Consider the following 26,529-nt stretch of genomic DNA (forward strand, 5'->3'; position numbering starts at 1 on the left):
AGGCGTCGTTCATTCCCGCACCTCCCACGGCGACGAGCCCGCACCTCCCACGGCGCCGAGAAGGGGCCCGTACCTGGCGGTACGGACCCCTTCTCGGACGAAGACCGGACGTCAGCCGTACATACGGCGCATCGCGAAGTCGACCATCTGCTCCACGGCCTTGGCGTCGAAGACCATGCGGTGCTCACCCTCCATGTCGAGGACGAAGCCGTAGCCGGTCGGCAGCAGGTCGATCACCTCGGCCCCGGTGATCACGAAGTACTTGGACTCCTTGCCCGCGTACAGCCGCAGTTCCTTGAGCGTGGTGAACATCGGGATCACCGGCTGCTGGGTGTTGTGCAGCGCGAGGAATCCGGGGTTGTCGCCGCGCGGGCAGTAGACCTTCGACGTCGCGAAGATCTGCTGGAAGTCCTCGGCGGACAGCGAGCCGGTCGTGAAGGCGCGTACCGCGTCCCCCAGGGACGGCGGCGAGGGCTCGGGATACAGCGGCTGCTCGCCGTAGCCGCCACCCATCTGCTGCTGTGCACCCGGGTTCTGGTCGTAGCCGTACATGCCGCAAAGAGTAATCGGACACATCGGGACCTTGAGGGGTTGCGTCTTATTACTGACGGGTAGCATCATCGTAGAGGTCAGCTGATATACGCACCGCCAGCTCGTCGCCCGCCCGGCCCACACCCTTCCCGGGGCGCTGCACGCCACTGCTATTGATTACGGAGCCTTCCCATGGGGCACTACAAGTCGAATCTCCGCGACATCGAGTTCAACCTCTTCGAGGTCCTCGGGCGCGACAAGACGTACGGCACCGGCCCGTTCGCCGAGATGGACGTCGAGACGGCGAAGAGCATCCTCGACGAGGTCGCCCGCCTCGCGGAGAACGAGCTGGCCGAATCCTTCGCCGACGCCGACCGCAACCCGCCGGTCTTCGACCCGGAGACCAGCACCGCGCCGGTCCCGGAGACCTTCAAGAAGTCGTACCAGGCGTTCATGGACTCCGAGTACTGGCGCCTGGGCCTGCCCGAGGAGATCGGCGGCACCACCTCCCCGCGCTCCCTGATCTGGTCCTACGCGGAGCTGCTGCTCGGCTCGAACCCGGCCGTCTGGATGTACTCCTCCGGCCCGGCGTTCGCCGGCATCCTCTTCGAGGAGGGCAACGAGGCGCAGAAGAAGATCGCCGAGATCGCCGTCGAGAAGCAGTGGGGCTCCACGATGGTGCTGACCGAGCCGGACGCCGGTTCGGACGTCGGCGCCGGCCGCACGAAGGCGGTCGAGCAGGAGGACGGCTCCTGGCACATCGAGGGGGTGAAGCGCTTCATCACCTCGGGCGAGCACGACATGTCCGAGAACATCATCCACTACGTGCTGGCCCGCCCCGAGGGCGCGGGCCCGGGCACGAAGGGCCTCTCGCTCTTCATGGTCCCGAAGTTCCACTTCGACTGGACCACCGGCGAGCTGGCCGAGCGCAACGGCGTGTACGCGACCAACGTCGAGCACAAGATGGGCCTCAAGGCGTCCAACACCTGCGAGATGACGTTCGGCGACCGGCACCCCGCCAAGGGCTGGCTGATCGGCGACAGGCACGACGGCATCCGCCAGATGTTCCGCATCATCGAGTTCGCCCGCATGATGGTCGGCACGAAGGCCATCGCGACCCTGTCGACCGGCTACCTGAACGCGCTGGAGTACGCCAAGGAGCGCGTCCAGGGCACCGACCTGTCGCAGTTCATGGACAAGACCGCCCCCAAGGTCACCATCACGCACCACCCGGACGTGCGCCGCGCGCTGATGACGCAGAAGGCGTACGCGGAGGGCATGCGCTCCCTCGTGCTGTACACCGCCACCGTCCAGGACGCGATCCAGGAGAAGGAGGCCGCGGGCGAGGACGCCAAGGCGCTGCACGGCCTCAACGACCTGCTGCTCCCGATCGTGAAGGGCTACGGCTCCGAGAAGTCGTACGAGCAGCTGGCGCAGTCGCTCCAGACGTTCGGCGGCTCCGGGTACCTCCAGGAGTACCCGATCGAGCAGTACATCCGTGACGCCAAGATCGACACGCTGTACGAGGGCACGACGGCGATCCAGGGTCAGGACTTCTTCTTCCGGAAGATCGTCCGCGACCAGGGCGCCTCGCTGAACACCCTCGCCGAGGAGATCAAGAAGTTCCTCGCGGGCGCCCAGGGCACCGAGGAACTGTCCGGCGCGCTGGACTCGCTCGCCAAGGCGGCCGTGGACCTGGAGGCGATCGTCGGCACGATGATCACCGACCTCACCGCCACCGGCGAGGACGTCAAGAACATCTACAAGGTGGGCCTCAACACCACGCGCCTGCTGATGGCCTCCGGCGATGTCGTCGTCGGCTACCTGCTGCTCAAGGGCGCGGCGGTGGCGGCCGAGAAGCTGCCGACCGCCTCCGCGAAGGATGTCGCCTTCTACCAGGGCAAGATCGCCGCCGCGAAGTTCTTCGCCGCGAACGTCCTGCCGGGCGTCTCCGCCGAGCGCGCGCTCGCCGAGTCCGTCGACAACTCGCTGATGGAGCTGGACGAGGCCGCATTCTAGGACCCGCACCGTTCACGATCGTCAACACGCACCGTCATCCGGACACGCTTTCGGATGGCGGTGCTGTCGTATCAGCTGGGTACGCTGAGTGCAGGTCCGAGAATCCCGTCCATGGGAGGAACCATGACTGCCGAGGCCCTGCCCGACTCGCTGCACCGTCAGCCGGACGGATCCAGGTGGCCGGTCCCGCCGACGGACGGCTACACCGTGGACGACCTGTTCGCACTTCACGACCTCCCGCCGCACACAGAGCTGATCGACGGGAGTCTGGTTTTCGTGAGTCCGCAGCGGAAGTTCCACACGCTGGCGATGTATTTGCTGGAACAGGGGCTGCGCAGCCACGTCCCGGAAGATCTGCGGGTCCGCCGCGAAATGGCCGTCGTCCTCGGCAAGCGCAACGCACCGGAACCCGACCTCGTCGTGGTGACTGCCGAAGCGGACGGGGACCAGCTCCAGACCCGCTACCAGGCCGCCGATGTCCTCCTCGCCGTCGAGGTCGTCTCGCCCGATTCCGAGGCGCGGGACCGCGACACCAAGCCGCACAAGTACGCCGGGGCCGGTATCCAGAACTTCTGGCTCGTCGAGATGTCGGCGAGCGGCCGGCCCGTGGTCTGGACGTACGCACTGGACCCGGTCAACAAGAAGTACGTCTCCACCGGCATTCACCACGACCGGCTGAAGCTCTCCGTCCCGTACGACATCGACATCGACCTGACCGCCATCGACCGGCTGTAGGTCTGGGCGGACCCGCCGGCCCTCTCTGGTGCCTCTCCCGACACTAGGATCGGACACCCGGTAGCCGGAGGGGGCGGGTTCATAAATGGGGGGCGAGGGTTTCGTGGGTACGCGAGGGAGCCGGGGGCTCCTGGCTGCCGGGGCGGCGGCGCTGCTGCTCGCGGCCTGCGGGGGCGGGGGCGGGAGCGGTGACGAGGCCAAGGGGGTGGCGCTCGACAGCAAGCAGCTCACCTCCGTACTGCCGGACGCGAAAGCCGTACCGGGCTGGCGGATGAACATGAAGCCGGGCGTCCTGGAGCCGAACCCCGAACTCCCGCCCGCGGCCTGCGTGACCTCCATGACGAAGAAGCAGGCAACGGCCTGCGGCAACGCCACGTTCTGGGGCTCGTCGTCCTTCGCGCGGAAGGCCGACGCGACCACCCTGGACTTCTGGGCCCTCGCCTACAAGAACGAGAAGGCCGCGGACGCCGCGTATGACGCCCTCGCCGGGTGGTACGGCGGGGACAGGGTCGGCGTGAACGCCGAGAAGATGGACCTCGGCAGCCCGGGCGACGACCGGGAGGCCAACCGTACCGAGATCGGCGCCCTGGGCGGCCCGGGCACGCTCACGTACATCCGGGTCGGAACGACCGTCCTCGGCTTCAGTACCGGCACCACCGGCAGAGCGGTCGTCCCCGACCAGGAGGTCAAGGCGATCGCCGCCATGTTCGTGGGGCGGGCCCAGCAGGCCCAGGACGGCGAGAAGCCCTCGGCGGCGCTGCCCGGGGACTGAACGGCCGCAGCCCCGGGGCGAGGGTGAAGCCTCCCGGTCCTGCCTCGTTACAGTGAAGAACATGAGTTCCTCCCTCCGCTTCGACCGCGGGCACACCGACGATCTGATGGCCTTCCTGATGGCCTCCCCCTCCCCGTACCACGCCGTGGCCACCGCGGCCGAGCGGCTGGAGAAGGCCGGATTCCGCCAGGTCGAGGAAACCGCGGCCTGGGACGGCACCAGCGGGGGGAAGTACGTCCTGCGCGGCGGTGCGATCGTGGCCTGGTACGTGCCGGAGGGCGCCACGGCGCACACCCCGTACCGGATCGTCGGAGCGCACACCGACTCGCCGAACCTGCGGGTCAAGCCGCTGCCCGACACCGGGGCACACGGCTGGCGGCAGGTCGCCGTGGAGATCTACGGCGGGACGCTCCTCAACACCTGGCTCGACCGTGACCTCGGCCTCGCCGGCCGGATCTCGCTGCGCGACGGCACGCACCGGCTGGTGAACATCGACCGGCCGCTGCTGCGCGTACCGCAGCTGGCCGTGCATCTGGACCGGTCGGCCAACCCCGACGGTCTGAAGCTCGACCGGCAGAAGCACATGCAGCCGATCTGGGGGCTCGGGGACGTCGAGGAGGGCGACCTGATCCGGTTCGTCGCCGAGGAGGCGGGCGTCGACGCCGAGGACGTGACCGGCTGGGACCTGATGCCGCACGCCGTCGAGCCGCCCGCCTATCTGGGCCGGGACCGCGAGCTGCTCGCCGGGCCCAGGATGGACAACCTGCTCTCCGTGCACGCGGCGACCGCCGCGCTCGCCGCCGTCGCCGGGCTGCCGGACGCCGAGCTTCCGTACATCCCGGTCATGGCCGCCTTCGACCACGAGGAGAACGGCTCGCAGTCCGACACCGGCGCCGACGGGCCGCTGCTCGGCACGGTCCTGGAGCGCTCCGTCTTCGCCCGCGGCGGGGCGTACGAGGACCGCGCCCGGGCCTTCGCCGGAACCGTCTGCCTCTCCTCCGACACCGGCCACGCGATCCACCCCAACTACGCCGAGCGCCACGATCCGACCCACCACCCGGTGGTCAACGGCGGACCGATCCTCAAGGTCAACGTCAATATGCGGTACGCGACCGACGGCAGCGGCCGGGCCGTGTTCGCGGAGGCGTGCCGGAAGGCGGACGTGCCGTGGCAGACGTTCGTCTCCAACAACTCGATGCCGTGCGGCACCACGATCGGCCCGATCACCGCGGCCCGGCACGGCATTCAGACCGTGGACATCGGCGTCGCGATCCTGTCGATGCACAGCGCCCGTGAACTGTGCGGCGCGGACGATCCGTATCTGCTGGCCAACGCGGTGGCGGCGTTCCTGGCGGGCTGACTCCCGGGGCGGTACCGGCCACGGCGTCCGCCGGGCAGCGCCCCGCCGACCGGGCGGTGACCCCTCGTCGGCTCCACGGCACCCTCGATATTCTGGGACTTTGCCCGTGCCCCCACCTCGGGTGCACCCGCCCGGAAGGGAAGCCGTACGTGGAGTTCCGGCTGCTCGGCACCGTCTCCGTCGACACGCGCACCGGGCCGCTGCCGCTCGGCCCCGCCAAACGCCGCAGCCTGCTGGCCGCACTGCTGCTGTCCGCCAACACACCCGTGTCCATCGCCCGGCTGACGGACTCCTTGTGGGACGACGAGCCTCCGCTGCATGCCCGCAGCGTCATCCAGGGACATGTGTCCCGGCTGCGGGCCCTCCTGGTGGGCGCGGACGCGGAGGCGTACGGGGTGGACCTGGTCACCCTCGGCGACGCGTACGTGCTGCGGGCGCCGGAGACCCTGCTGGACTCGCAGCGGTTCGAGGAGCTGCTGGTGCTGGCGCGGGAGCAGCGCAGCCCCGCCGACACGGTGCTGATGCTCAGGGAGGCCCTGTCCCTGTGGCAGGGTCCGGCGCTCACCGGCGCGTTCGCCGGGCCGCCGCTCCAGGCCGCCGCCCAGTCGCTGGAGGAGTCGCGGCTGGCGGCGGTCGAGCAACTGGCGCGCGCCCACGCGGCGCTGGGGGAGCACAACCGGGCGGCGGCCATGCTGCGGGCGGAATCGGTCGCGCATCCGATGCGGGAGTCGCTGGCGGCGGCGCTGATGACGGCGCTGTACCGGGCGGGGCGCCAGTCGGAGGCGCTGGACTGGTTCCACCGCACGCGGCGGCTGCTCGCCGACGAGCTGGGGATCGATCCGGGACACGAACTCGCCGACGCGTACGCGCTGATTCTCCGCGGCGACCCCGGCCCGGAGCACGCGGCCGGCCCGGAGCACGCCGCCGAGCCGGACCGTACGGCCGGAGGAACGGACGGGACCAACCGTACGAACGGAACGGACCGCACGGACGAAGCGCACCACGCACCGGTCCGCAGGGACCACTCGGTCCGCATGGACGAAGCACGCCATGCACCGGCCCGCACCGATCACTCGGCCCGCACGGACCATGCGGACGGTCCCGGCCGTGCGGGCGGCCCGGGTCCCGCAAGCCGCGCACCCGTCCCGTCGCCTCCCCATGCCCCCACCGCCCCGGCGCCCTGGTTCCCCGGTTCCCCGACCCTCTCGGCCGGCGAACCGCGCCCCGCCGATCTGCTCCCCCGCGCGCCCCGCGGCTTCCAGGGGCGGGCCGCCGAGCTGGCCGCGCTCGGCCGGGCCGCAGCGGGCGAGGCACCCGTCTGCCTGGTCACCGGACCGGCAGGGGTGGGCAAGACCGCGCTGGCCCTCCAGTGGGCGCACCGCACCCCCGCCGCCTTCCCGGACGGGCGGCTCTTCGCCGATCTGCGCGGGTTCAGCGACGCCCGTGAGCCCGCGCTCGTCGAGGTCCTGCGCGAGTTCCTGCTGGCGCTCGGCGTCGCACCGCGGCGCATCCCGGAGTCCGTGTCCGCGGCGGCCGCGCTGTTCCGGTCGCTGACCGACCGGCGCCGACTGCTCGTCGTCCTCGACAACGCCCGCGACTCCGCCACGGTCAGGCCCCTGCTGCCGGGCGGCGCCGACTGCGTCACGCTGGTCACCAGCCGGAACCGGCTGGAGGGCCTCATCGCGTCGGACGCGGCCCGCCCCGTGCCGGTCGATGTCCTCGAACCCCAGGACGGCACCGCCCTGCTGGCCGGAGTGCTCGGCGAGGAACGGGTCCTCGCCGAACCCGTGGCGGCCCGACGGCTCGCCGAGCTGTGCGGGGGCCTGCCGCTGGCCCTGCGGGTCACCGCGGCCCGGCTGGCCGGGCGCCCCCGCCGGACACTGGCGGGCCTGGCCGACGAACTGGCCGACGAACGCAGCCGGCTGACGTACCTCGATGTGGACGACACCGGTGTCCCGGCCGCGCTGCGGCTGACCGTGCAGCAGCTGTCGCCGGACGCCGTCCACCAGTTCACCCGGCTCGGGCACCACCCCGGCAGCCACTTCGACCCGTACTCGGCCGCCGCGCTCGCCGGTACGGACCCGGTCACCGCCGCGACGGCACTGGAACGGCTCGCCACCGCCCATCTCGTCGCCGAGACGGCCCCCGGGCACTGGATACTGCACGACCTGGTGCGCCTCTACGCCCGCGGCCTGGGCCCGGGGTCCGCGGACGAGGCGCTCCGCAATGTCCTCGACCACTACATCGCCACCGCGCTCGCCGCCGCCGACACGGCCGAACCCGGCGGTGAGCCCTGCTTCGTCCTGCCGGACGACTACCACCGCCCCACCGCCGTCAGGGACTTCACCGACCGGGCGGCGGCGATGAACTGGCTGGCCGCCGAACGCGACGACCTCGCCCTGGCCGCCGTCGCGGCCCGGACCGCGGGCTTCCACGACCGGGCCTGGCGGATCATCCTGCTCCAGTGGCCGCAGGTGGTGTGGCGGGTACGGGACGGCTGGGCCCCGCTGCTGGAACTGGCCCTGGACTCCGCCCGCACCGAGAACGATCCGTACGCCGAGTCACGCGTGCTGAATCTGCTGGGCTGGGTGCTGACCGAGGAGGGCAGGACCACCGAGGCCGTCACCCTGCTGGAGCGCTCGCCCGGCCTCGCCCGGCAGGCCGGTGACCCGCTCGGCGAGGCGACCGCACTGATCAACCTGGCCATCGTCCAGGCCGAACAGGGAGGGCTCGACGCGGCGCTGGAGGGCTGCGAACAGGCCGTCGGTCTGGCCCGCGAGGAATCCGACGCGCACACCGAGATGCTCGCCCTGCAGCACCTCGCCCGGATGCAGCTCACCGCCGGCCGCCCGCAGGACGCCCTGCACTCCGCCCGCGCGGCGCTCGACCTCGGGCCCGAGCACGAGGAGGTCGCACGCCGGGTGCTGCTGCTGACCGTCAGCGGCGAGGCCCGGCTGGCACTCGGCGAGGAGGACGACGGCATCCAGCTGCTGGACCTGGCGGCCAGGGAAGCGGAAGGCGCCGGTTACGACGAGGGCGCGGTACGGGCCCTCGAAGCGCTCCTGCGGGTCACGGCACGCGCGGAGTACCGCACGCGGTACGAAGAGGCGGTCCGGCGGCTCACCGACGACGGCTGAGCCGCACGCCGACGCGATGACGTGAGAGTGACGGTCCGAACGTCAGCGGGACGTCAGCGGGACGCCAGCAGAACATGAGCGGCCCGCCCCAGACTCATACGTGTCAGCAGGTCAGGGGCGCTCGCCAATGACCAGGCGTCCGTCTCACCGTCAGACTCGGGGGAATTTCCATGAGCACTCTCCGCAACCGCACCACCGTCCTCGCCGCCGCGACCACCGCCGTGCTCGCCCTGGCCCTCACCGCCTGCGGCGGCAACGACGACACCGGCACGAAGTCCGCCGGCCCGGCGAACGACGCCGCAGCGGCTGCCGCCTCGACGGACGCCACCCAGTCCGCCACCGGCGCCACGACCACCGCGAAGAACGGCGGTGCCGGGCAGAACACCGGAGCCACGAAGACGGGCGCCTCGAAGACCGGCACGTCCAACGGCAGCACCACGGCGGGCGGCAACACCAGCGACAGCTACGCCTACAAGCACCCGTGCAGGAGCGAGGACCTGTCGGTGCGCGTGTACCCCCGCGAGGGCTCGGCCACCCAGCAGGTGATCGAGGTCAACAACGTCGGCGCGAACTCCTGCGGCCTGAGCTACTTCCCGCAGGTCAGCCTGGGCGCCGCGAAGGCTTCGGACCGCAGCTCCGACATCAGGCCGGCCGTTCCCGGCGGCCTGGGCGGCGCACCCGCGTACCCGGTCAAGCCCAAGACGGCCGCCATCGCGGTGATCGACCTCAACCCGAGCGGTGCGAACGGCCTGACCTGGATCGACGAGATGAACGTGCTCGCCGACGGCGACCACATGCCCAACGCGGAGACGCAGAACTTCGAGCTCGGCCCCGATGTGAAGGTGCGCGACCCGAAGCTCGGCCTGTACCGGAGCACGGTCGCCGACGCGGTGAGCTCCATGAAGCAGGCGGGCACCTCCTGACCCGCTGAGGGCCTGGCGTACGACGAGCCCCGCCGGATGCGGCCCCTGCCCACCCGGAACAGGGGGCCCTCCGTATCCGGGTCTCCGCGCGCCGTCAGGCCTGTTCGTCCATCCCTGCCAGCACCAGCGGCAGTCGGGGCGTTCCCTTCGCACTCACGCGGACGGGGACGCCCCAGTCCTGTTGGTGGACATGGCAGGCCGGGTACTCGTTCGACGGATCGTCGTCGCAGGAGGCGGCCATCGCGGAGACGTGCAGCACCCCCTCGGTGATCCCGTCGGCCAGGACCAGGTCGCGGAACAGGTCGGTACCGGGACCGGAACCCTCTGCCAGCAGCTCGGGCGGGGTGGCCGAGACCAGCAGCCGGGTCGAGGGACCGTACCGGGTGTCCAGCTTCTGCCCGGCGGGCGCCTGGAAGACCACGTCGAGCCGGAGCGTGCCCGGCGCGATCTCGGTGGCCGCGCGCTGGGTGTGATGTGCCCGGTCGGCGACGCGTACGGCCTCCTCCGGGAGCCGCAGCCGGGTCAGCCGGTGCCGGGCGGACTCGACGACGACGAGATCGCCGTCGACCAGCACCGCGTCGCTGGGCTCCCGCAGATCCGTCGCCAGGGTGGTGACCTCGCCGCTCACGGGGTCGTAGCGCCGCAGTGCGTGGTTGTACGTGTCGCTGACGGCCACGGACCCGTCGGGCAGCGCGGTCACCCCCAGCGGGTGCTGGAACAGCGCCTGATCCGCTCCGCCGTCGCGGTGCCCGAAGTCGAAGAGGCCGGTGCCGACGGCCGTACGGACGGCGAAGCCGGTCCCGTCGCGTTCCACGTACCGCAGGGCAGACGTCTCCGAGTCGGCGACCCACAGCCGCTCCCCGTCGGCCGACGTGGCGAGCCCGGACGGCTGGGCGAACCAGGCCTCGTCGGCCGGACCGTCGACCAGGCCCTCGTTGGTCGTGCCCGCCGCGACCCGCACCGTCCCCGTCGCGGGATCGTACGTCCACAGCTGGTGCACGCCCGCCATGGCGACCCACAGCCGGTCCGCGAACCAGGCGACGTCCCAGGGGGAGGAGAGGTCGACCTCGCGGGCCGGGCCCGCGGTCGGCGAGCCCTGCCACCACTGACGGCCGGTGCCGGCGAGCGTCGTCGTCACCCCGGTGGCGAGGTCGAGGGCGCGAATGGCGTGGTTGACGGTGTCGGCGACCGCGATCCGGCCGTCGGGCAGCATGGCGAGCCCCTGCGGCTCGGAGAACCGGGCGTCCTCGGGTCCGCCGTCGGTGAACCCCCGGTCCCCCGTACCGACGTGCCGGCGGACCGTTTCACTGTCGCGATCGATCTCGACCAGGCGGTGGCGAGTCGTGTCGGAGACGAGGAAGCCGCCGTCGGGCAGGGGCAGGGCCTTGCCGGGGAACCGCAGATGTGTGGCGACCGGCTCGGGCGCGACGTAGGGGCCGTCGCCGCGGCGCAGCGTGCCCTTCGCCACGTGCTCGGCCTCCAGCTCCCCGACCAGCTTCTCGATGGCGTGCGCATGGCCCTCGCCCGCGTGCTGGGCGACGACGTACCCCTCGGGGTCGATGACGACGAGCGTGGGCCAGGCGCGTACGGCGTACTGCTTCCAGGTGGCCAGCTCCGGGTCGTCGAGGACCGGGTGGTGGACCTCGTACCGCTCGACGGCGTCGACGACCGCCTGGTGCTCGGCCTCGTGGACGAACTTCGGCGAGTGCACGCCGATGATCACGACGGTGTCGCGGTGTTTCTCCTCCAGCTCGCGCAGCTCATCGAGGACATGCAGACAGTTCACACAGCAAAAGGTCCAAAAATCCAGGATCACAATGCGTCCTCGCAGGTCAGCGAGGGTGTACTGCTGGTCGCCTGTATTGAGCCAGCCGCCCTTGCCGATCAGCTCGGGGGCCCTGACGCGTGCACGTGTTGCCATGTGAGGAGTCAACATCACCATGGCCCGCGCGCATTCCGGCGGGTCCGCACATTCCGGGGCGTCCTGGGGGAACCTGTGAGCCATGAGATTCCTGGTGCGTGAACGGCTCTTCGCCGTCGGTGACGACTACTGGATCGAGGACGCGGACGGCCGCAAGGTCTTCCTCGTCGACGGCAAGGCCATGCGGGTGCGTGACACCTTCGAGCTGAAGGACGCGCAGGGCCGGATCCTGGTCGAGATCCGGCAGAAGCTGCTCAGCCTGCGCGACACGATGCTCATCGAGCGCGACGGCGAACAGCTCGCCACGGTCAGGCGCAAACGGCTGTCGCTGCTGCGCAACCACTACCGGGTCACGCTGGTGGACGGCACCGAGCTCGACGTCAGCGGCAAGATCCTGGACCGCGAGTTCGCCATCGACTACGACGGGGAACTGCTGGCCCAGATCTCACGACGGTGGCTGACCGTCCGGGACACGTACGGCATCGATGTCGTGCGGGAGGACGCCGACACGGCGCTGCTCATCGCCGTTTCGGTGTGCGTCATCGTGCTCGCCGACAAGGAGCACGAGGGCTGACCCGGGCACCGGGCGCCGGGCACGTTTCACGTGAAACGTGCCCACTTGCCCGCTTGCCCGCTTGCTCGCCTCGCCCGCTCGCCCGCCTCGCGGAACGCGCCCTGCGCGCCTGTCTCGGGATGCCCCCTACTTGCCCGCCCCGGGAAGGGCCGGCCCCAGCCGCCGGTCCTTGAGCGCAGGGAACTGCTCGCGGGTGGCGGCGACCTTCGCCGGGTCGAACTCCACGCTCAGCACCTCCTCGTCCGCACCCGCCTCCGCGAGCACCTCGCCCCAGGGGTCGACGACGATGCTGTGTCCGGCCTGCTGGATTCCGGCGTGGGTGCCCGCGGTGCCGACGGCCAGGACGTACGACTGGTTCTCGACGGCGCGGGCCCGGGCCAGCAGCGTCCAGTGGGCACGGCGGCGCTCGGGCCAGCCCGCCGCGACGATCAGCGTCTCGGCGCCCGCGTCGACCAGGCCGCGGAACATTTCCGGGAAGCGCAGGTCGTAACAGGTGGCGAGGCCCAGCGTGGTCCGCGGCAGGGCGACCGTGACGAGCTCCTCGCCGGCCCCCATCATGACCGCCTCGCCCTGGTCGAAGCCGAAGCGGTGGATCTTGCGGTACACGGCGGCCCGTTCGCCCTCGGGTGTGAAGACGAGCGAGGTGTTGTAGAGGGTGCCGTCGTCCGCGCGCTCGACGAAGGAGCCGGCGTGCAACCAGACACCGGCGTCGGCGGCGGCCTTCGCCATGATGTCGTGGGTGGGCCCCCGGAGCGGCTCGGCCTCGTCCGCGAAGGCGGTGTACGCGAAGGCGCCGACCGGCCAGAGTTCGGGAAGAACCACGAGATCCGCACCGCGCTGGGCCGCGATCAGCGAAGCCGCACGCTCCCTGCGGGAATTGACGGATTCGTCCGGGTCTACTGCGATCTGGATGAGGGAGGCGCGCACACTACCACCGTCCTGGCATTCGAGCCGTCAACACGGGCCTACGATCGTCACACGAAAGCACTGCCGGGGTGCCTGCTCGCAGCGTAACTTAGCGATCGAACCTCCCACGCAGCCCGCCGCCCGCGATCAGCACTCCAGCCCATGCACCGCAGAACCGCACGAGGGGTCCCGTGACCGTCCATCCCAGCCTCCAGACCTACGCCGATGCCTGGACCCACTCCATCGAGTCGATAGCCGAGCTGGTGAAGCCGCTCGCCGAGGGAGAGTGGAACGCCCGCACGCCGTGCCCCAACTGGTCGGTGCGCGACATCATCTCGCACATCATCGGCATGGAGTGCGAGCAGCTCGGCGACCCGCGCCCGATCCACACACTGCCGCGCGATCTCTTCCACATACAGAACGACTTCGCCCGCTACATGGAGATGCAGGTCGATGTGCGGCGCCACCACACCGCGCCGGAGATGACCTCCGAGCTGGAGTACACGATCATTCGCCGCGCACGTCAGCTGCGCAACGAATCGCGTGACCCCCAGACCATGGTCCGGGCGCCGCTCGGTGCCGAGCAGACCCTCGAACTGGCGCTGCAGATGCGGGCCTTCGACGTCTGGGTGCATGAGCAGGACCTGCGGTGGACGCTGCGGCAGCCCGGCAATCTGGACTCCCCCGGTGCCACCGTCGTCCGGGACACGCTGCTTGCCGCGCTGCCGAAGGTGGTGGCGAAGGACGCGGGCGCGCCGGCCAGTTCGGCGGTCGTGCTCGATGTGCACGGGGAGCTGGAGTTCCTGCGCACGGTCCGAGTCGACGCGGAGGGCCGCGGTTCGGTGGACGGTTCGCCGTCCCTCGGGCCCGCGGTGACGCTGGCGATGGACTGGGAGACGTACTACCGCCTCGCCTGCGGGCGGGTGCGTGCGGGGGCGGTCGCGGACCGGGTCAAGGTCGAGGGCGACGCGGACCTGGCGGCGGCGATCCTGCAGAACTTCGCCGTGACGCCGTGACGCCATGACGCCGTACGGCCCCCTGAGGCTGTGATGCCCTGAGGCCCTACGTCCCCTGAGGCCGTGACGCCCTGAGGCCATGACGCCGGGACGGCACAGTTCCCCGGCGCCGTAGCACCCCGGTGCCGTGCCACTGTGGTCGGCGGCGCCCGTCGCGCGAGGACGGGCGCGCCGCCGATCCGGCGCGACAGCCGCGCTACGCGGGTACGTGCACGGCTTCCACCCGGCTGATCACATGGTGGTCCCGCTCGCGGTGCGTGGCGCGGGAGTGCAGCCGCAGAATCTGTACGACGCCGAGCGTCTCCAGTACGAAGACCGAGGAGAACGCGATCCGGTAGTCGTCCCCGGTGGCGTCCAGCAGCACGCCGACGGCGAACAGCGTGGTCATCGAGGCGGTGAAGCCGCCCATGTTGACGATGCCCGACGCGGTGCCCTGCCGCTCCGGCGGGTTGGCGGGCCGTGCGAAGTCGAAGCCGATCATCGAGGCGGGACCGCAGGCGCCGAGCACCACGCACAGGACGATGAGCAGCCACATCGGCGCGTGGTCGTCCGGGTAGAAGAGGGTCGATGCCCAGAACAGCGCCGTCACCGTGACCGTCCCGAGGGCCAGCGGGGCGCGGGCCGCGTGGTGGCGGGCGATGATCTGCCCGTAGACCAGTCCGAACGCCATGTTGGAGAGCACCACCAGAGTGAGCAGCTCACCGGCGGCGGACCGGCTCAGTCCCTGCGCCTCCACCAGGAACGGCAGCCCCCACAGCAGCAGGAACACCATGGCCGGGAACTGCGTGGTGAAGTGCACCCACATACCGAGCCGGGTGCCGGGCTCCCGCCAGGAGGCGGCGATCTGCTTGCGCACATAGGCGGCGCCCGCGTGCTCGGCGGGCGGCGGCTCGTGCCCCTCGGGGTGGTCCTTCAGGAACAGGAGAAGGGGAACGAGGACGAGAACCCCCGCGACGGAGCTGCCGACGAAGGTGGTGGTCCAGCCGAATCCGTGCAGGGCCCGCGCGATGAAGAGCGTGGAGACGAGGTTGCCCGCCATCCCGAAGAGCGCGGCGACCTGCCCGATCAGCGGACCGCGCCGGGCCGGGAACCAGCGGGTGCCGAGCCGCAGCACACTGATAAACGTCATCGCGTCACCACAGCCGAGCAGCGCCCTGGACGCCAGCGCCATGCCGTACGAGGGGGAGAGCGCGAAGCCCAGCTGCCCCAGGGTGAACAGGACGGCCCCGAGGGTGAGGACCCTCTTGGTGCCGAGCCGGTCGACCATCAGGCCGACGGGTATCTGCATGCCCGCGTAGACGAGCAGCTGAAGGATGGAGAACGTGGAGAGCGCGGAGGCGTTGACGTGGAACCGGTCGGCGGCGTCGAGTCCGGCGACCCCCAGGCTGGTGCGGAAGATGATGGCGACGAAGTAGACGGCGACACCGATGCCCCAGACCCAGACGGCGCGTCGGCCGCCGGGGGGATCGCCGGGCAGAGACAGGGTGGGAGCAGCACCGGAACTCACCGGTCCTCACCCCTGACGAGCACCTTGACCCGGCCGACATGACGCCGCACGACCTGCGCGGCGCCGTCTGCGTCACCGGACCTGATCGCCTCCAGCAGCTCGCCGTGCTCGGTGATGTTCGCGGCGATCCTGCCCGGGTGCGCCTCCATCACGGCGACACCCATCCTCAACTGCCGGTCGCGCAGCTGGTCGTAGAGGCGCGAGAGAATGTCGTTGCCCGCGTTGCGCACGATCTCGGCGTGGAAGCAGCGGTCCTTCACCGACACGGCGGCCAGATCCCCGGCCTGAGCCAACTGCCGCTGATCTTCTAGAAGTTCTTCCAGCCGTCCGATCAACTGCGCTGATGCGGGCACGGCCTTGCGGGCCGCGAACTCCTCGACCAGCAGCCGGGTCTCCACCACATCCGCGATCTCCTGCGCGGAGACGGCGAGAACGAGGGCACCCTTCTTCGGATACAGCTTGATGAGCCCCTCGACCTCCAGCCGCAGCAGCGCTTCCCGCACCGGCGTGCGGGAGACTCCGACGGCCTCCGCGAGATCACCCTCGGTGAGGAGCGTGCCGCCTTCGTAACGACGGTCGAGGACCGCTTCCTTGATGTGGGTGTAGACGCGCTCGGCGGCGGGCGGCTGCTTGGCGGAGGACTTCACGGCGGACTTCGCAGGGGGCTTCAGGGCTGGGGGCGCGGCAGGCATGCACACAGCATAGATACAAGATGCGTACATGGGGACACCCGTCCGGAGTCCCGGGTGTGAACAGTTGAGGTACAGGAAGTACCGCGACGTTCCGTGACGGTGGGAGGTTTCAGCCGCGGCCCGTCGCGATGAGGCGTCGCAGGGCAGCCTGAGCGGGTGGGCCCCAGGTGGGCTTGCCGCCGGGGCGTCCGTGGACGCCGGCATCTCCGACGAGGATCCCGACGAAAGCGCGCAGCACCGCCCAGCCGCGGGCGCGGCGCAGGGTCGCGGCGTCCATGGCCGACTGGTAGGCGTCATGGAAGCGGTCGGCCGCGCCGTCCGGCAGCAGGGTCCACGCGGCGGCGAGGTCGCAGGCTGGATCGCCCGCGCAGAGGTCGCCGAAGTCGATCACGCCGCAGAAGGTGCCGTCCGCGGTGAGAACGTTGGCCGAATGCAGGTCGCCGTGGATCCACAGGGCCGGACCCGCCCAGTCGGGCGCGGCGGCGGCGTCTTCCCAAACCGCGCGGACGGCGTCCGGGTCGGGGATCAGTCCCAGTTCGGTGGCCGAGGCGAGCATCTTGGCGAACTCCTCGGCGACGTCGGCCAGCGGTCCCCCGCGGCCACGGCCGACGGGCGCACCGTCGGGGGCAGGTCGGTGCAGAGCCGAAAGGAAGGCGGCCAAGCTGTCGGCCGCGTCCGCGGCGCGCGTGGCGGGGGCGCGGTCGGCGGGCTCACCCGGAACCCAGGTGGTGACGATCCAGGGCCGCGGGAACCGCTCGGAGGGCTCGCCGAGCCGCTGCGGGACGGGAACCGGCAGAGGAAGCCTCGGGGCGAGGGCGGGCAGCCAGGCATGCTCCTTGCGCAGCAGCGCGTCCGCGGACTGCGTCGCCCAGGGCAGCCGGACGGCGAGGTCGTCGCCGAGCCGCCACAGTTGGTTGTCCCAGCCACGCGCGCCGAGCCTCACAGGGCGATCGGCCAGGTCGGGGTGCTGGTCGCGCAGCAGTTCCCGGACCAGCTCCGCGGTGATATCGATCTCGGTGTGGGTCATACGGAGCAACCGTAGCCGGGCGACGGACTTCAGGAATCCGTCCAGGAACCCGTCCAGGAATCCGTCCAGGAATCCGTCCAGGAATCCGTCCAGGAATCCGTCCGAAAAACTGTCCGGACGCGGGCCAGGTTTCCGGACGGGCACCCTCCCCCGGCCCGAACCCTCCGTTGCTCCGAAATTGCCCCAGGAATCAGCACATCCTTCCCCGGCTCTCATGAGTCTCACCACCGAGCGGCACCCTCATGTGGCCGCATTCCAGGGGCATTTGGAGCATTCAAGTTGAAAATCGGCATTAAGGGCATAAACCGTGTTTCCGCCGCTGCCACCGTGGCCCTGACGGCGGGTGCCGTCATCGCGGGCAGCGTGTTCGCCTCCACCGCGCAGGCTGCTACGCCCCCCACCCCCACGATCACCGCCAAGGGCGGTTACGTGATGAACAACGGCACCGCGAAGACCCTCTTCACCAAGGCCGCGGACACCCGTCGCTCCACTGGTTCCACCACCAAGATCATGACCGCCAAGGTCGTCCTGTCGCAGAAGAACCTCAACCTGGACTCCAAGGTCACGATCCAGAAGGCGTACAGCGACTACATCGTCTCCAAGGGTGCCTCGTCGGCCCGCCTGATCGTGGGCGACAAGGTCACGGTCCGCCAGCTGCTGTACGGCCTGATGCTGCCGTCCGGCTGCGACGCCGCGTACGCGCTGGCCGACAAGTTCGGCTCCGGCACCACCCGCGCGGCCCGCGTGAAGTCGTTCGTCGGCAAGATGAACGCCCAGGCCAAGTCCCTCGGGCTGAAGAACACCCACTTCGACTCGTTCGACGGCATCGGGAACGGCTCGAACTACTCGACGCCGCGCGACCTGACGAAGCTCGCCAGCAGCGCGATGAAGAGCTCCACGTTCCGCACGGTCGTGAAGACCAAGTCGACCAAGCAGAAGGTCACCACGAAGTCCGGTGGCTACCGCTACATGTCGTGGTCCAACACCAACACGATGCTCAGCAGCTACAGCGGCGCGATCGGCGTGAAGACCGGCTCCGGCCCGACGGCCAAGTACTGCCTGGTCTTCGCCGCGACCCGCAACGGCAAGACGGTCATCGGCACGGTGCTCTCCTCCACCAACGCGACCAACCGCTCGGCGGACATGAAGAAGATCATGGACTACTCCTTCAAGAAGTAGCCCGCCCGGCAACGCACGCGAGAGGGGGCCCGCACCACACGGGCCCCCTCTCGCCGTACCGGAGCATGCTCAGTCGAGGCAGAACTCGTTGCCCTCGACGTCCTGCATGTTGATGCACGACTCGTTGTTCTCGTCGGCATACAGCACGTTCGTGCACACCGCACCGAGCGCCACCAGCCGATCGCGTTCGGCCTCGAGCACGGCCAGCCGCTCCGCACCCACGAGCCCGGTACCGGCCCGCACGTCGACGTGCACCCTGTTCTTGGCGACCTTGCCCTCGGGAACGCGCTGGAAGTACATGCGCGGACCCTCCCCCGTGGGATCGGAGCACGCGAACCACGCACCCCGCTCCTCGGGCGGCAGTGAGTCGTTGTAGGCGTCCCAGGAGTCGAACCCCTCCGGCGGCAACGGTGCGACGTACCCCAGCACCTCGCACCAGAAACGAGCGACGCGCTCGGGGTCCGCACAGTCGAAAGTGATCTGGATCTGCCTCACCGATGCCATTCGGCCAGCCTAACAGCGGGCATCCTCCGGCCAATTCCCGCCGAGGATCGCTACGTTGACCAGCGAATGAACAGAAATCGCCCCGGCTGTTCGCTCCCATACCCACACAGATGCCGCCATCGCATCCGCACGGGCCGTCGCGTCGTGCAGCGGCGAAGTCGTCAGCTCTCCCAGTCGACGGAAACCACCGTCCGGTCCCGGGTCAACTTGACGGCGAGTATTTGATCACTGAGATCAGGATCGAACACGTAGTCCAAAAGGACAGGGGGCCCATCGGACAGGCCGCTCACCCACAGATCGACGCTGCTCAGACGCATGGCGGCGGCGAAGGAATCAGCTCCGACCGCTCCACCGGCCGCGTCCCGTACCAGACGCACCACCGTCTCGCTGTCTTCGAGCTCCTCGACGTGGTAGTCGATGAAGTGTCGATGAAGTAGCGATCCTCGTGCAGGTACGCTCGCAGCGCCGTGCGAGCCATTGCGTCGAGGGCCGACAGGTCGCTCAGGCACGCTGCAAACGCATCCAGCGGCCCTTTCGCGTGCCGCCCGGCGGATCCGGCCGACTCGCGAGGTTGGGCGCCTTCGGCTTTTCGGGTGTGCGGGTCAGTCGCCCTGGCCGGCGCTGCCCATCGGGCCGACCTTCACCGGGGAGCCGGAGCCGTCCGTGGCGGGCAGCGTGGCGGCGCCGGGCCATTCGACGGAGAACGACTTCGTCTCGTCGGGCGGGGTCACCACCAGGGCCGTGACGCGGACGCCGGAGCCGCCCGACTTGTTGATCGGGTAGGTGACGCCGAAGTACACCGACTTCCCGTCCTTGAGGGTCATCGGGGTGCTCTTCTCACCGGTACGCTCCGCGGACAGCGATCCCGCGCTGGTCTTCAGATCGACGCCCGCGTACCCGGAGAGCACGCAGTCCCGGCCGCCGCCGTTCTTCAGCTCCACCGCGACGGTGCCCTCGGTGTCGCCGTCGATGGTGCTGTCCGTCGCGGAGATGTCCAGGTCGTCGGTGCGGCACTTGCCGATCTTGCCGTTCTCGCCGGAGCCGGTCCCGGCGGCCGTGCCCTGCCCGCCGGAGCCCTTCCCGGCAGAGTCCTTCCCACCGCCCGAGGAGGACCCGGCGGACGCGGCCGGCGGGTCGTTCTGCGCCATGGCGTCATCGTCGTTCTGGCAGGCCGTGAGCGAGAGACCCGCGGCAACGGCCAGGGCGGCGAAGGTGAGCTTGCGAACGCGCATCGTTTCTTCCTCAACATCGGTGGGGGGAGTGCGGACTGCTCGGTACGAGCCGGTACGAGCGAGCGTTTCTGATCACCAGGAGCCACCCGGACCGGCCAACCGTTCCGCCCAACCACCCCCTAATACATCCCTGTTACACGCACAGCCCGGCACAACGCACACCACCACCGCGAACACCCCGCTCGCACCCGCCCGCCCCGCACCCCTGCCTTTGCCGCCGTCCGGCGCGGGAAACGGGGCCCGAACACAGTGCGCCACACCGCTCCCGGGCACGCCATCGGCCGGCCGATTCGGCGGTTCCCGCCACCGTTGCGCACCTGTTCGCGGCCGCCGCCCACTGGGACAGACCCGTAACCCGGCGAATCTTGACCACAACCGGCGGCGTGCCCTCCTCAACCCGCCTCGCCCGCGCCCGATCGCGGGGCAGCCCGTCAGGGGGCCGGCCCGGAGGCGGCGGTGCAGGATGCGCCTGGCGGGAGTCAGGCCGGTGGCCTGCCGATGGTCAGGAACAGCCGCATGGCCGCGTTCCGTACCGGCGCGATCCGACGCGGGGTGTGTACCGCGCGGTTCATCAGCCGGGCGGCGCGCGCGAGCCGTTGGGTGGGCCGGCGACGGGCCGCGTCGTAGGCGGCGAGGGCGTCTTCGACGCGCGCGCGTGCGGTGAGCTCACGGGCGACGGTGACGCCGTCGACGAGCGCCTCGCACGCCCCCCTGCCGAGGTCGGGGGTCATCGCATGGGCGGCATCGCCGATGAGGGCGATGCGGCTGCTGACGTAGCTCGGCAGGGGCGCGGTGAGGTCGTAGAGGTCGTTGCGCTGCAGGCCCGTGCCGCCGGTCTGCGCCAGGTGGTCCAGGACCCGGCGCACGCCGGGGTGCCAGTCGCCGAACCACGCCTGCAGGGCTGCCAGATCGCCGCCCGGCACGGGCACGCGCTCGGCTGCCGGGGCACAGGCGAACCAGCTCGTGCGGCCGCCTGCGCGCGGGATGACGCCGAAGCGGGCGCGCCGCCCCCAGGTCTCGGTCATCCCGTCGGTGTCGAGGTCGGCGGTGCCGTGCCAGGCGGTGACGCCGGAGTAGCGGGGGCGGTGCGCGTCGCCGAAGAGCACCGTGCGGGCCCGGCTGCGCAGGCCGTCGGCGGCGATGACCACGTCGTAGCCGGTGAGCTCGCGGACGTCGGTCACCGCGGAGCCGTAGCGCACGACCCCGTCGGCGAGCGCGGCGGCCAGCGTCTGCAGCAGCGCGGGCCGGGCGGTCACGTGGACGGCGTCGCCGGTGCGGCGGCGCAGAGCGGCCATGTCGACGTTCCCGATGAGGCCGCCGTCGGCGCGTACGAAGGTGCCGTAAGCCGCCGGCCGGGCGAGCCGGCGGGCTGTGTCCCCGAGGCCGAGAGTGTCGAGCGCCTGCAGCGCGCCGGGCCACAGGCCGAGCGAGGTGCCGGTGCCGGGCGGCGCGGGGGCGCGTTCGTGTACCTCGACGTCCCAGCCGTCGGCCTGTAGGTGCACGGCGGCGGCGAGGCCTCCGATGCCGCCGCCCACGATGATCGCTTTTCTGGGCATGCCACCACGCTACTATGTTTGTAGTAGAAGCACTATGTTTATAGTAGAGGGCACGACAGGCCGATGGAGAAAAGGGCGCGGATGCCGGGCAGGCGCGATCAGGTACTGGACGCGGCCGTGAAGGTGCTGGGCACCAGCGGCCTCCGCGGCCTGACGTACCAGGCCGTCGACAAGGCGGCCGCGGTGCCGGCCGGCACCACGTCCAACCACTTCCGCAGCCGCGACCTCCTCGTGACGGGCGTCGTGGCCCACCTCGAGGCGCTCGATGCCCGCGACTGGAAGCGCTTCGCGGCCACCCCGGTGGACGGCGACCCCGAGGAGCTGGCCGGCGCCCTGGCCCGCACGGTCCAGCACGTGCTCGGCCCCGCCCGGCACCGCACCACCGCCCGCTACGCACTGACGCTCGAGGGCATCGTCCGCCCCGCGGTACGCGAGCCGCTGAGCCGCGCGCGCGAGTCGATGATCGAACTGACCTCGAGGTGGCTGGCGGACCTCGGGTCGCCCGCACCGCGGGAGCACTGCGGGATCCTTTTCGACTACCTCGATGGCCTGATGTTCCATCAGGTCTCCATGCCAGATGTGGAGTTCGACCCCGAACCCGGCATCCGCACGGTGCTCAGCGCGTTCCTGCCCCCGTCCGCACCGGATCGACCGAACTGACGAAGCGTCGACGGCGACGGCCCTATCCCCGAGGGGCGCGTCCGCGGCACCGGCGCCGTGGCGCTGCGGGAGTAGGCGAGGTAGGGGGTGTCGGTGAGGCGCGCGGCGATGTGGATTCCCAGCGCGTCGAAGCCGCCACCGAGGGGCCAACTCCTCGATCAACCCGCCGAGATGTGTGCGGGAGATGCCGGTACAGGCAGGATGGGACAAGGCCGCACGGGCCCACCTCTTCTTGATCACACTCGCAGATCCCGTGCGGCCCCCTCCACGTCACGGCCACGCTTCCGATCCTCACGTCGTCAGCCGAGGATGAGCGGGAGGCTTGCGGCAAGATCGCCCAGAGCAGCCTTCTCAGCGTCGGTCGGCGTGCGACGTCCGGTGCCGATCAGCAACGCGTCCTTGTCGGAGAACGAGGCGGGAAACGGGGTCCCGGCGATCTTCTCCAGCGACGTGCGAGCCGCGACGAGGGTCTCGGTGGGCGGCTCGGCGGCCGACGGCAGATGCGCAATCAGGTCGAGGTGGTGCAAGGTCCATTCGAGCACGTACGCGGACAGGTAGTCGCCGACGGTCAGCACCTTGTCCTGGGTGCTGACGCGGCGGGTGGGATCGGCGAGTTCGGCGGCTCGGCCCGCGGCGGAACCCACGTCGTCGAGGTGGAACTTGAGCCACCGCGGCTCGCCGTATGCGGCGGCCAGCCGGGGGATCAGCGCATCGAGGGGGTCCTCGCCGGTCGGTGGTTCGTCCAGGAGGCCCCAGTAGGTGACCGCGTCCGCGGTCGGTTGGGTTTCGGTGGGCGTGACCAGGGTGATCAGGACGTCCTGGGCGTCGATGACCAGGTGGCAGACCAGGTCCCGCACGAGCCAGCCGGTACAGCCGGACAGCTGCTCGAAGTCCTTGTCCGGTAGTTCGGCGACCACCGTGCGCAATGCTGTCCACGAGTGTGAGAAGAGATCCACTACGACACGGTAAGCCGCACTCGGAACGGCGGACAAGCGGATTCGGACGGCCGGCTCGTGCACCTGGTAACCGATCTTCCATGACGTCTTGCGGGCTGCCCCGCCATCAATCGCGGGGCAGCCCATGACCCCGGCACAGCCCGGCCTGGAAGGCGTCCCAGGCGGCGGGGCCGAGAAGGACGACGGGGCCTTCGGGCCGTTTGGAATCGCGGACGGCGACGGTGCGGGGTATGTTGCGGGCCACTTCGACGCACTCCTGGCCCGCGTTGCCGCCGCTGTAGCTGGACTTGACGAACTTGTACCCGAGCACGCGGTTTACAGCTCCCTGAGGATGTCATTGATAAGCCTGACCGAAGTATGTTGCGCAAGCCCCAGGCGCGAGATGCGGTCGAAAAGGCTGCTGTGACGTTCGGCATCAGTATCGCTCTCCAGCCAGAGAGTGGTCGAGGTCGTATCCATGTGGACCACGTCGAGCGCTCCCGGCTCAGCGAAGGACACGATGGTGAAGGCGCTTGTCATGCCGGGGTGAGCACCCGCGATATACGGCATCACCTGAAGCTTCACGTTCGGCTGCCGAGCCACATCCAGCAGCCTGCCGAGCTGGCCCCTCATCACCTCGCGTCCGCCCACCAACTGACGCAGGGCACCTTCGTGCACCACCGCCCGCAGCTCAAGCGGTCGGTCACCACTCAGCCGCGCCTGCCGCGTCATCCTGGACTCGACGAAGGGTTCGATCTCATCGGGGTCGTCCCAGGACCCGTTTCCCACGGCGAGCGCTCTGGCGTAGTCCGGGGTCTGCAGCAGTCCGGGCACGATGGCGACTTGCCAGGTGCGGAGACTGGTGGCGATGTCCTCCAGAGCCACGTACTCGACCATGGACTGAAGTCCCGGGTACTGATTCCACCAACCGCTCGCCTTGCGACGTTCGCGGTCGGTCTTGGCGAGAGCCAGCAACCTGTCGACGACCTCGGCGTCAGCCTCGCCGTACAGGTGGCACAAGGCCCTGATGTCGGGGTCCCGTATCGGTACGAGGCCCCGCTCGATCTTCGCAACCTTGGCGACCGACGCCGTCAGCGCCTCCGCAGCGTGCGCTTGCCGCAGGGAGCGCCCCTCACGCATGCGCAGCAACTCGCCGCCGAGACGGCGCCCGAGCACAGTCGAAACCGTCCGGCCCCGATCAGGGCTGTTACCTGCCACGTCGCATCCCTCCGCCAAGTCGCCCAAGTCTGGGACTCATTCTCCTCGAACACCAACTAGGGCAGAGAATTTTCTGCCCGAACTTATTGCTGCACGCACAACCATCCCGCTACCGTCGGTGTTCCACCGCTCGCACAGCGGAGCCGAAACCGGCGGAAGTGCACCGCCCTGCCCCGCGCCAAAACCGGCGCCCCGCGGGCGCGGCATCGCCACCGCCCCCTCATCGAGAGGCACCTGTCCATGGCCGAAACCCAGGAGAATCTCCCCGCTCCCGACCCCGTCCTCCACGAGGACCGGCTCGACTTCACCCCGACCGCCCGCAGCGTCTCCCTCTCCCGGCGCCGCACCGCGCGGCTCGTCCGGGAGTGGGGGTATCCGGACCTGGCCGGCGACGCGGCGTTGCTGGTCAGCGAGTTGGCGACCAACGCGTTACTGCACGGCGCCATCCGGGGGCGGCTCTTCCGCGTCCACCTCACGCTGACCTCGACCACGCTCCGTATCGCGGTCAGCGACCCGCGCGGCGAGCGGCTGCCCGGTCTGCGCGCGGCTGGGGACGACGAGTGCTACGGGCGGGGGCTCCTGATCGTCGCGCGGATCGCGGACCACTGGGGCGTCGAGCCGCGCACCGTCGGGAAGACCGTGTTCGCCGAACTCGCCCTGCGGCGGAAGCCGGACATGCCGATGGGCCCGCACGAACTTCGCGCGGGCCCATCTCATACAGCTACGCCCAGGTGATCAGCCGCTTCGGCTGTTCCAGGATCGCGGCGACGTCCGCCAGGACCTTGGAGCCGAGCTCGCCGTCGACCAGACGGTGGTCGAACGACAGGGCCAGCGTGGTGACCTGACGGGGCTTCACCTTGCCCTTGTGGACCCACGGCTGGAGCTTGATCGCGCCGACCGCGAGGATCGCGGACTCGCCCGGGTTCAGGATCGGCGTACCCGTGTCGACGCCGAAGACGCCGACGTTGGTAATGGTCACCGTGCCGCCCGCCATCGCAGCCGGGGACGTCTTGCCCTCACGTGCCGTGGAGACCAGCTCGCCCAGCGCCGCGGCGAGCTCCGGCAGGGTCTTGTCGTGCGCGTCCTTGATGTTCGGCACGATCAGACCGCGCGGGGTGGCGGCGGCGATGCCCAGGTTGACGTAGTGCTTGCGCACGATCTCCTGGTTCGCCTCGTCCCAGGCGGAGTTGACGTCCGGGTTGCGCCTGATCGCGACCAGGAGCGCCTTGGCGATGATCAGGAGCGGGTTGACCCGGACCCCCGCCATGTCCTTGTCTTCCTTGAGCTCCGCGACCAGCTTCATCGTGCGCGTCACGTCGACGGTCACGAACTCCGTGACGTGCGGCGCGGTGAAGGCGCTGCCGACCATCGCCTGGGCGATGGCCTTCCGTACGCCCTTGACCGGGATACGGGTCTCCCGCGCGCCCGCGACGACGGCGGCCGGCGCCCCGGCAGCGACGGGAGCGGCCTCCGCCGCGACGGGTGCCTGCGCCTGTACCGGTACGGGCGTGGCCGCCGCGTGCACGTCCTCGCGGGTGATGACCCCGCCCTCGCCGGTCGGGACGACCGTCGCCAGGTCGATGCCCAGGTCCTTGGCCAGCTTGCGCACCGGCGGCTTGGCGAGCGGCCGGCTCTCCCGGACGGTCGCGGGGCCGTGACCGTTCAACTCGCCCTGGATCGCGGCCGCCGCGACGGGTGCCACCACCCCGGCGCCCTTGCGGGCGCGCCGCTTCGTGGAGGTCTCGGCGACGCCGTACCCCACCAGAACGGGCTGACGGCCCTTGGGAGCCTCCGGCTCCGGTTCCGCCGCCGGTGCGGGCACCTGAGCCGGGGCCGCGTCACCGCTGCCCGGGGCCACGTCCACCGCGATGATCACCTGGCCGACGTCGACGGTCGTGCCCTCGGGGAAGCGCAGCTCGTGCACCACCCCGTCGAACGGAATCGGCAGCTCCACGGCCGCCTTCGCCGTCTCGACCTCGCACACGACCTGACCGTCGGTGACGGTGTCGCCGGGCTGGACGTACCACTTGAGGATCTCGGCCTCGGTGAGTCCCTCGCCCACGTCGGGCATCTTGAACTCGCGGAAGCGAGCAGCGTTGGAAGTGTCGGTCATCGTTGTCACGTC

25 protein-coding genes are annotated in these 26,529 nt (G+C 70.4%); 11 read left to right on the forward strand and 14 right to left on the reverse strand.

The features are described from left to right. Nucleotides 1-111: 111 nt before the first annotated feature. Entirely contained in the window at nt 112-552 is a 441-nt protein-coding gene (locus tag ACF08M_RS22005) for an SseB family protein (protein WP_072487501.1), read from the reverse strand. A 171-nt stretch (nt 553-723) separates the two neighbouring features. On the opposite strand from ACF08M_RS22005, the gene ACF08M_RS22010 reads away from it, so the two are divergent. From ACF08M_RS22010 to ACF08M_RS22035, 6 genes are all read left to right on the forward strand, one after another. Further along, nucleotides 724-2,550, forward strand: a complete 1,827-nt coding sequence (locus ACF08M_RS22010; protein WP_392186945.1) for an acyl-CoA dehydrogenase — start codon at nt 724-726, stop codon at nt 2,548-2,550. Nucleotides 2,551-2,661: 111 nt separating this feature from the next. Further along, nucleotides 2,662-3,285: a Uma2 family endonuclease gene (locus ACF08M_RS22015; protein ID WP_392186946.1), complete on the forward strand. Its 624-nt coding sequence runs from the start codon at nt 2,662-2,664 to the stop codon at nt 3,283-3,285. An 85-nt stretch (nt 3,286-3,370) separates the two neighbouring features. Further along, nucleotides 3,371-4,057, forward strand: coding sequence for a hypothetical protein (locus tag ACF08M_RS22020; RefSeq protein WP_392186947.1), 687 nt, complete (start codon nt 3,371-3,373; stop codon nt 4,055-4,057). A 61-nt stretch (nt 4,058-4,118) separates the two neighbouring features. Next, nucleotides 4,119-5,417: a M18 family aminopeptidase gene (locus ACF08M_RS22025; protein ID WP_392186948.1), complete on the forward strand. Its 1,299-nt coding sequence runs from the start codon at nt 4,119-4,121 to the stop codon at nt 5,415-5,417. 149 nt (nt 5,418-5,566) lie between these two features. Then, entirely contained in the window at nt 5,567-8,554 is a 2,988-nt protein-coding gene (locus ACF08M_RS22030; RefSeq protein ID WP_392186949.1) for a BTAD domain-containing putative transcriptional regulator, read from the forward strand. 170 nt (nt 8,555-8,724) lie between these two features. Next, nucleotides 8,725-9,477: a hypothetical protein gene (locus tag ACF08M_RS22035; protein ID WP_392186950.1), complete on the forward strand. Its 753-nt coding sequence runs from the start codon at nt 8,725-8,727 to the stop codon at nt 9,475-9,477. 94 nt (nt 9,478-9,571) lie between these two features. On the opposite strand, the gene ACF08M_RS22040 is transcribed toward ACF08M_RS22035, so the two are convergent. Next, nucleotides 9,572-11,398, reverse strand: coding sequence for an NHL domain-containing thioredoxin family protein (locus ACF08M_RS22040; RefSeq protein ID WP_392186951.1), 1,827 nt, complete (start codon nt 11,396-11,398; stop codon nt 9,572-9,574). Nucleotides 11,399-11,480: 82 nt separating this feature from the next. Here ACF08M_RS22040 and ACF08M_RS22045 point away from each other — a divergent pair, with 82 nt between their 5' ends. Next, entirely contained in the window at nt 11,481-11,972 is a 492-nt protein-coding gene (locus ACF08M_RS22045) for an LURP-one-related/scramblase family protein (protein ID WP_392186952.1), read from the forward strand. A gap of 126 nt (nt 11,973-12,098) precedes the next feature. On the opposite strand, the gene ACF08M_RS22050 is transcribed toward ACF08M_RS22045, so the two are convergent. Beyond that, on the reverse strand, nt 12,099-12,899 hold the full coding sequence (locus tag ACF08M_RS22050) for a carbon-nitrogen family hydrolase (protein ID WP_392186953.1): 801 nt from the start codon (nt 12,897-12,899) through the stop codon (nt 12,099-12,101). 170 nt (nt 12,900-13,069) lie between these two features. Here ACF08M_RS22050 and ACF08M_RS22055 point away from each other — a divergent pair, with 170 nt between their 5' ends. Then, nucleotides 13,070-13,894: a maleylpyruvate isomerase family mycothiol-dependent enzyme gene (locus tag ACF08M_RS22055; RefSeq protein ID WP_392186954.1), complete on the forward strand. Its 825-nt coding sequence runs from the start codon at nt 13,070-13,072 to the stop codon at nt 13,892-13,894. A gap of 196 nt (nt 13,895-14,090) precedes the next feature. Here ACF08M_RS22055 and ACF08M_RS22060 read toward each other — a convergent pair whose 3' ends face one another. The 3 genes from ACF08M_RS22060 to ACF08M_RS22070 form a co-directional block, all read right to left on the reverse strand. Continuing rightward, nucleotides 14,091-15,401 (reverse strand): nitrate/nitrite transporter, encoded by a 1,311-nt coding sequence (locus tag ACF08M_RS22060; RefSeq protein WP_392186955.1) that lies wholly within the window; start codon nt 15,399-15,401, stop codon nt 14,091-14,093. Then, nucleotides 15,398-16,093: a GntR family transcriptional regulator gene (locus tag ACF08M_RS22065; protein ID WP_392186956.1), complete on the reverse strand. Its 696-nt coding sequence runs from the start codon at nt 16,091-16,093 to the stop codon at nt 15,398-15,400. The genes ACF08M_RS22060 and ACF08M_RS22065 overlap by 4 nt, the downstream gene beginning before the upstream one ends. Nucleotides 16,094-16,202: 109 nt before the next feature. Next, nucleotides 16,203-17,120 carry an aminoglycoside phosphotransferase family protein gene (locus ACF08M_RS22070; RefSeq protein WP_392187023.1) on the reverse strand — a complete coding sequence of 306 codons (918 nt, stop codon included), beginning with the start codon at nt 17,118-17,120 and terminating at the stop codon, nt 16,203-16,205. 279 nt (nt 17,121-17,399) lie between these two features. Here ACF08M_RS22070 and ACF08M_RS22075 point away from each other — a divergent pair, with 279 nt between their 5' ends. Further along, nucleotides 17,400-18,299: a D-alanyl-D-alanine carboxypeptidase family protein gene (locus ACF08M_RS22075; RefSeq protein ID WP_392186957.1), complete on the forward strand. Its 900-nt coding sequence runs from the start codon at nt 17,400-17,402 to the stop codon at nt 18,297-18,299. 69 nt (nt 18,300-18,368) lie between these two features. On the opposite strand, the gene ACF08M_RS22080 is transcribed toward ACF08M_RS22075, so the two are convergent. From ACF08M_RS22080 to ACF08M_RS22095, 4 genes are all read right to left on the reverse strand, one after another. Next, nucleotides 18,369-18,803 carry a VOC family protein gene (locus tag ACF08M_RS22080; protein ID WP_392186958.1) on the reverse strand — a complete coding sequence of 145 codons (435 nt, stop codon included), beginning with the start codon at nt 18,801-18,803 and terminating at the stop codon, nt 18,369-18,371. A 161-nt stretch (nt 18,804-18,964) separates the two neighbouring features. Continuing rightward, the gene (locus ACF08M_RS22085; protein WP_392186959.1) at nt 18,965-19,312 is read right to left on the reverse strand and encodes a DUF2004 domain-containing protein; all 348 of its coding nucleotides are present in this window, start codon (nt 19,310-19,312) and stop codon (nt 18,965-18,967) included. Between the two features lie 93 nt (nt 19,313-19,405). Beyond that, nucleotides 19,406-20,035, reverse strand: a complete 630-nt coding sequence (locus tag ACF08M_RS22090) for a DUF4232 domain-containing protein (protein WP_392186960.1) — start codon at nt 20,033-20,035, stop codon at nt 19,406-19,408. 479 nt (nt 20,036-20,514) lie between these two features. Continuing rightward, nucleotides 20,515-21,591, reverse strand: coding sequence for an FAD-dependent monooxygenase (locus ACF08M_RS22095; protein WP_392186961.1), 1,077 nt, complete (start codon nt 21,589-21,591; stop codon nt 20,515-20,517). Between the two features lie 63 nt (nt 21,592-21,654). Between ACF08M_RS22095 and ACF08M_RS22100 the strand changes: the two genes are divergently transcribed. After that, nucleotides 21,655-22,251, forward strand: coding sequence for a TetR/AcrR family transcriptional regulator (locus ACF08M_RS22100; RefSeq protein WP_392186962.1), 597 nt, complete (start codon nt 21,655-21,657; stop codon nt 22,249-22,251). Between the two features lie 299 nt (nt 22,252-22,550). On the opposite strand, the gene ACF08M_RS22105 is transcribed toward ACF08M_RS22100, so the two are convergent. From ACF08M_RS22105 to ACF08M_RS22115, 3 genes are all read right to left on the reverse strand, one after another. Then, on the reverse strand, nt 22,551-23,207 hold the full coding sequence (locus ACF08M_RS22105; RefSeq protein WP_392186963.1) for a maleylpyruvate isomerase N-terminal domain-containing protein: 657 nt from the start codon (nt 23,205-23,207) through the stop codon (nt 22,551-22,553). Nucleotides 23,208-23,313: 106 nt separating this feature from the next. Continuing rightward, nucleotides 23,314-23,517 carry a DUF397 domain-containing protein gene (locus ACF08M_RS22110; protein WP_392186964.1) on the reverse strand — a complete coding sequence of 68 codons (204 nt, stop codon included), beginning with the start codon at nt 23,515-23,517 and terminating at the stop codon, nt 23,314-23,316. A gap of 5 nt (nt 23,518-23,522) precedes the next feature. Then, a complete protein-coding gene (locus ACF08M_RS22115) occupies nt 23,523-24,404 on the reverse strand; it encodes a helix-turn-helix domain-containing protein (protein ID WP_392186965.1) in 882 nt (293 codons plus the stop codon). 240 nt (nt 24,405-24,644) lie between these two features. Between ACF08M_RS22115 and ACF08M_RS22120 the strand changes: the two genes are divergently transcribed. Then, on the forward strand, nt 24,645-25,139 hold the full coding sequence (locus tag ACF08M_RS22120; protein WP_392186966.1) for an ATP-binding protein: 495 nt from the start codon (nt 24,645-24,647) through the stop codon (nt 25,137-25,139). On the opposite strand, the gene ACF08M_RS22125 is transcribed toward ACF08M_RS22120, so the two are convergent. Continuing rightward, the gene (locus ACF08M_RS22125) at nt 25,126-26,526 is read right to left on the reverse strand and encodes a dihydrolipoamide acetyltransferase family protein (RefSeq protein WP_392186967.1); all 1,401 of its coding nucleotides are present in this window, start codon (nt 26,524-26,526) and stop codon (nt 25,126-25,128) included. The genes ACF08M_RS22120 and ACF08M_RS22125 overlap by 14 nt on opposite strands. Nucleotides 26,527-26,529 lie beyond the last annotated feature (3 nt).

It is taken from the genome of Streptomyces sp. NPDC015032 (genome assembly GCF_043080425.1).
GTDB lineage: Bacteria > Actinomycetota > Actinomycetes > Streptomycetales > Streptomycetaceae > Streptomyces.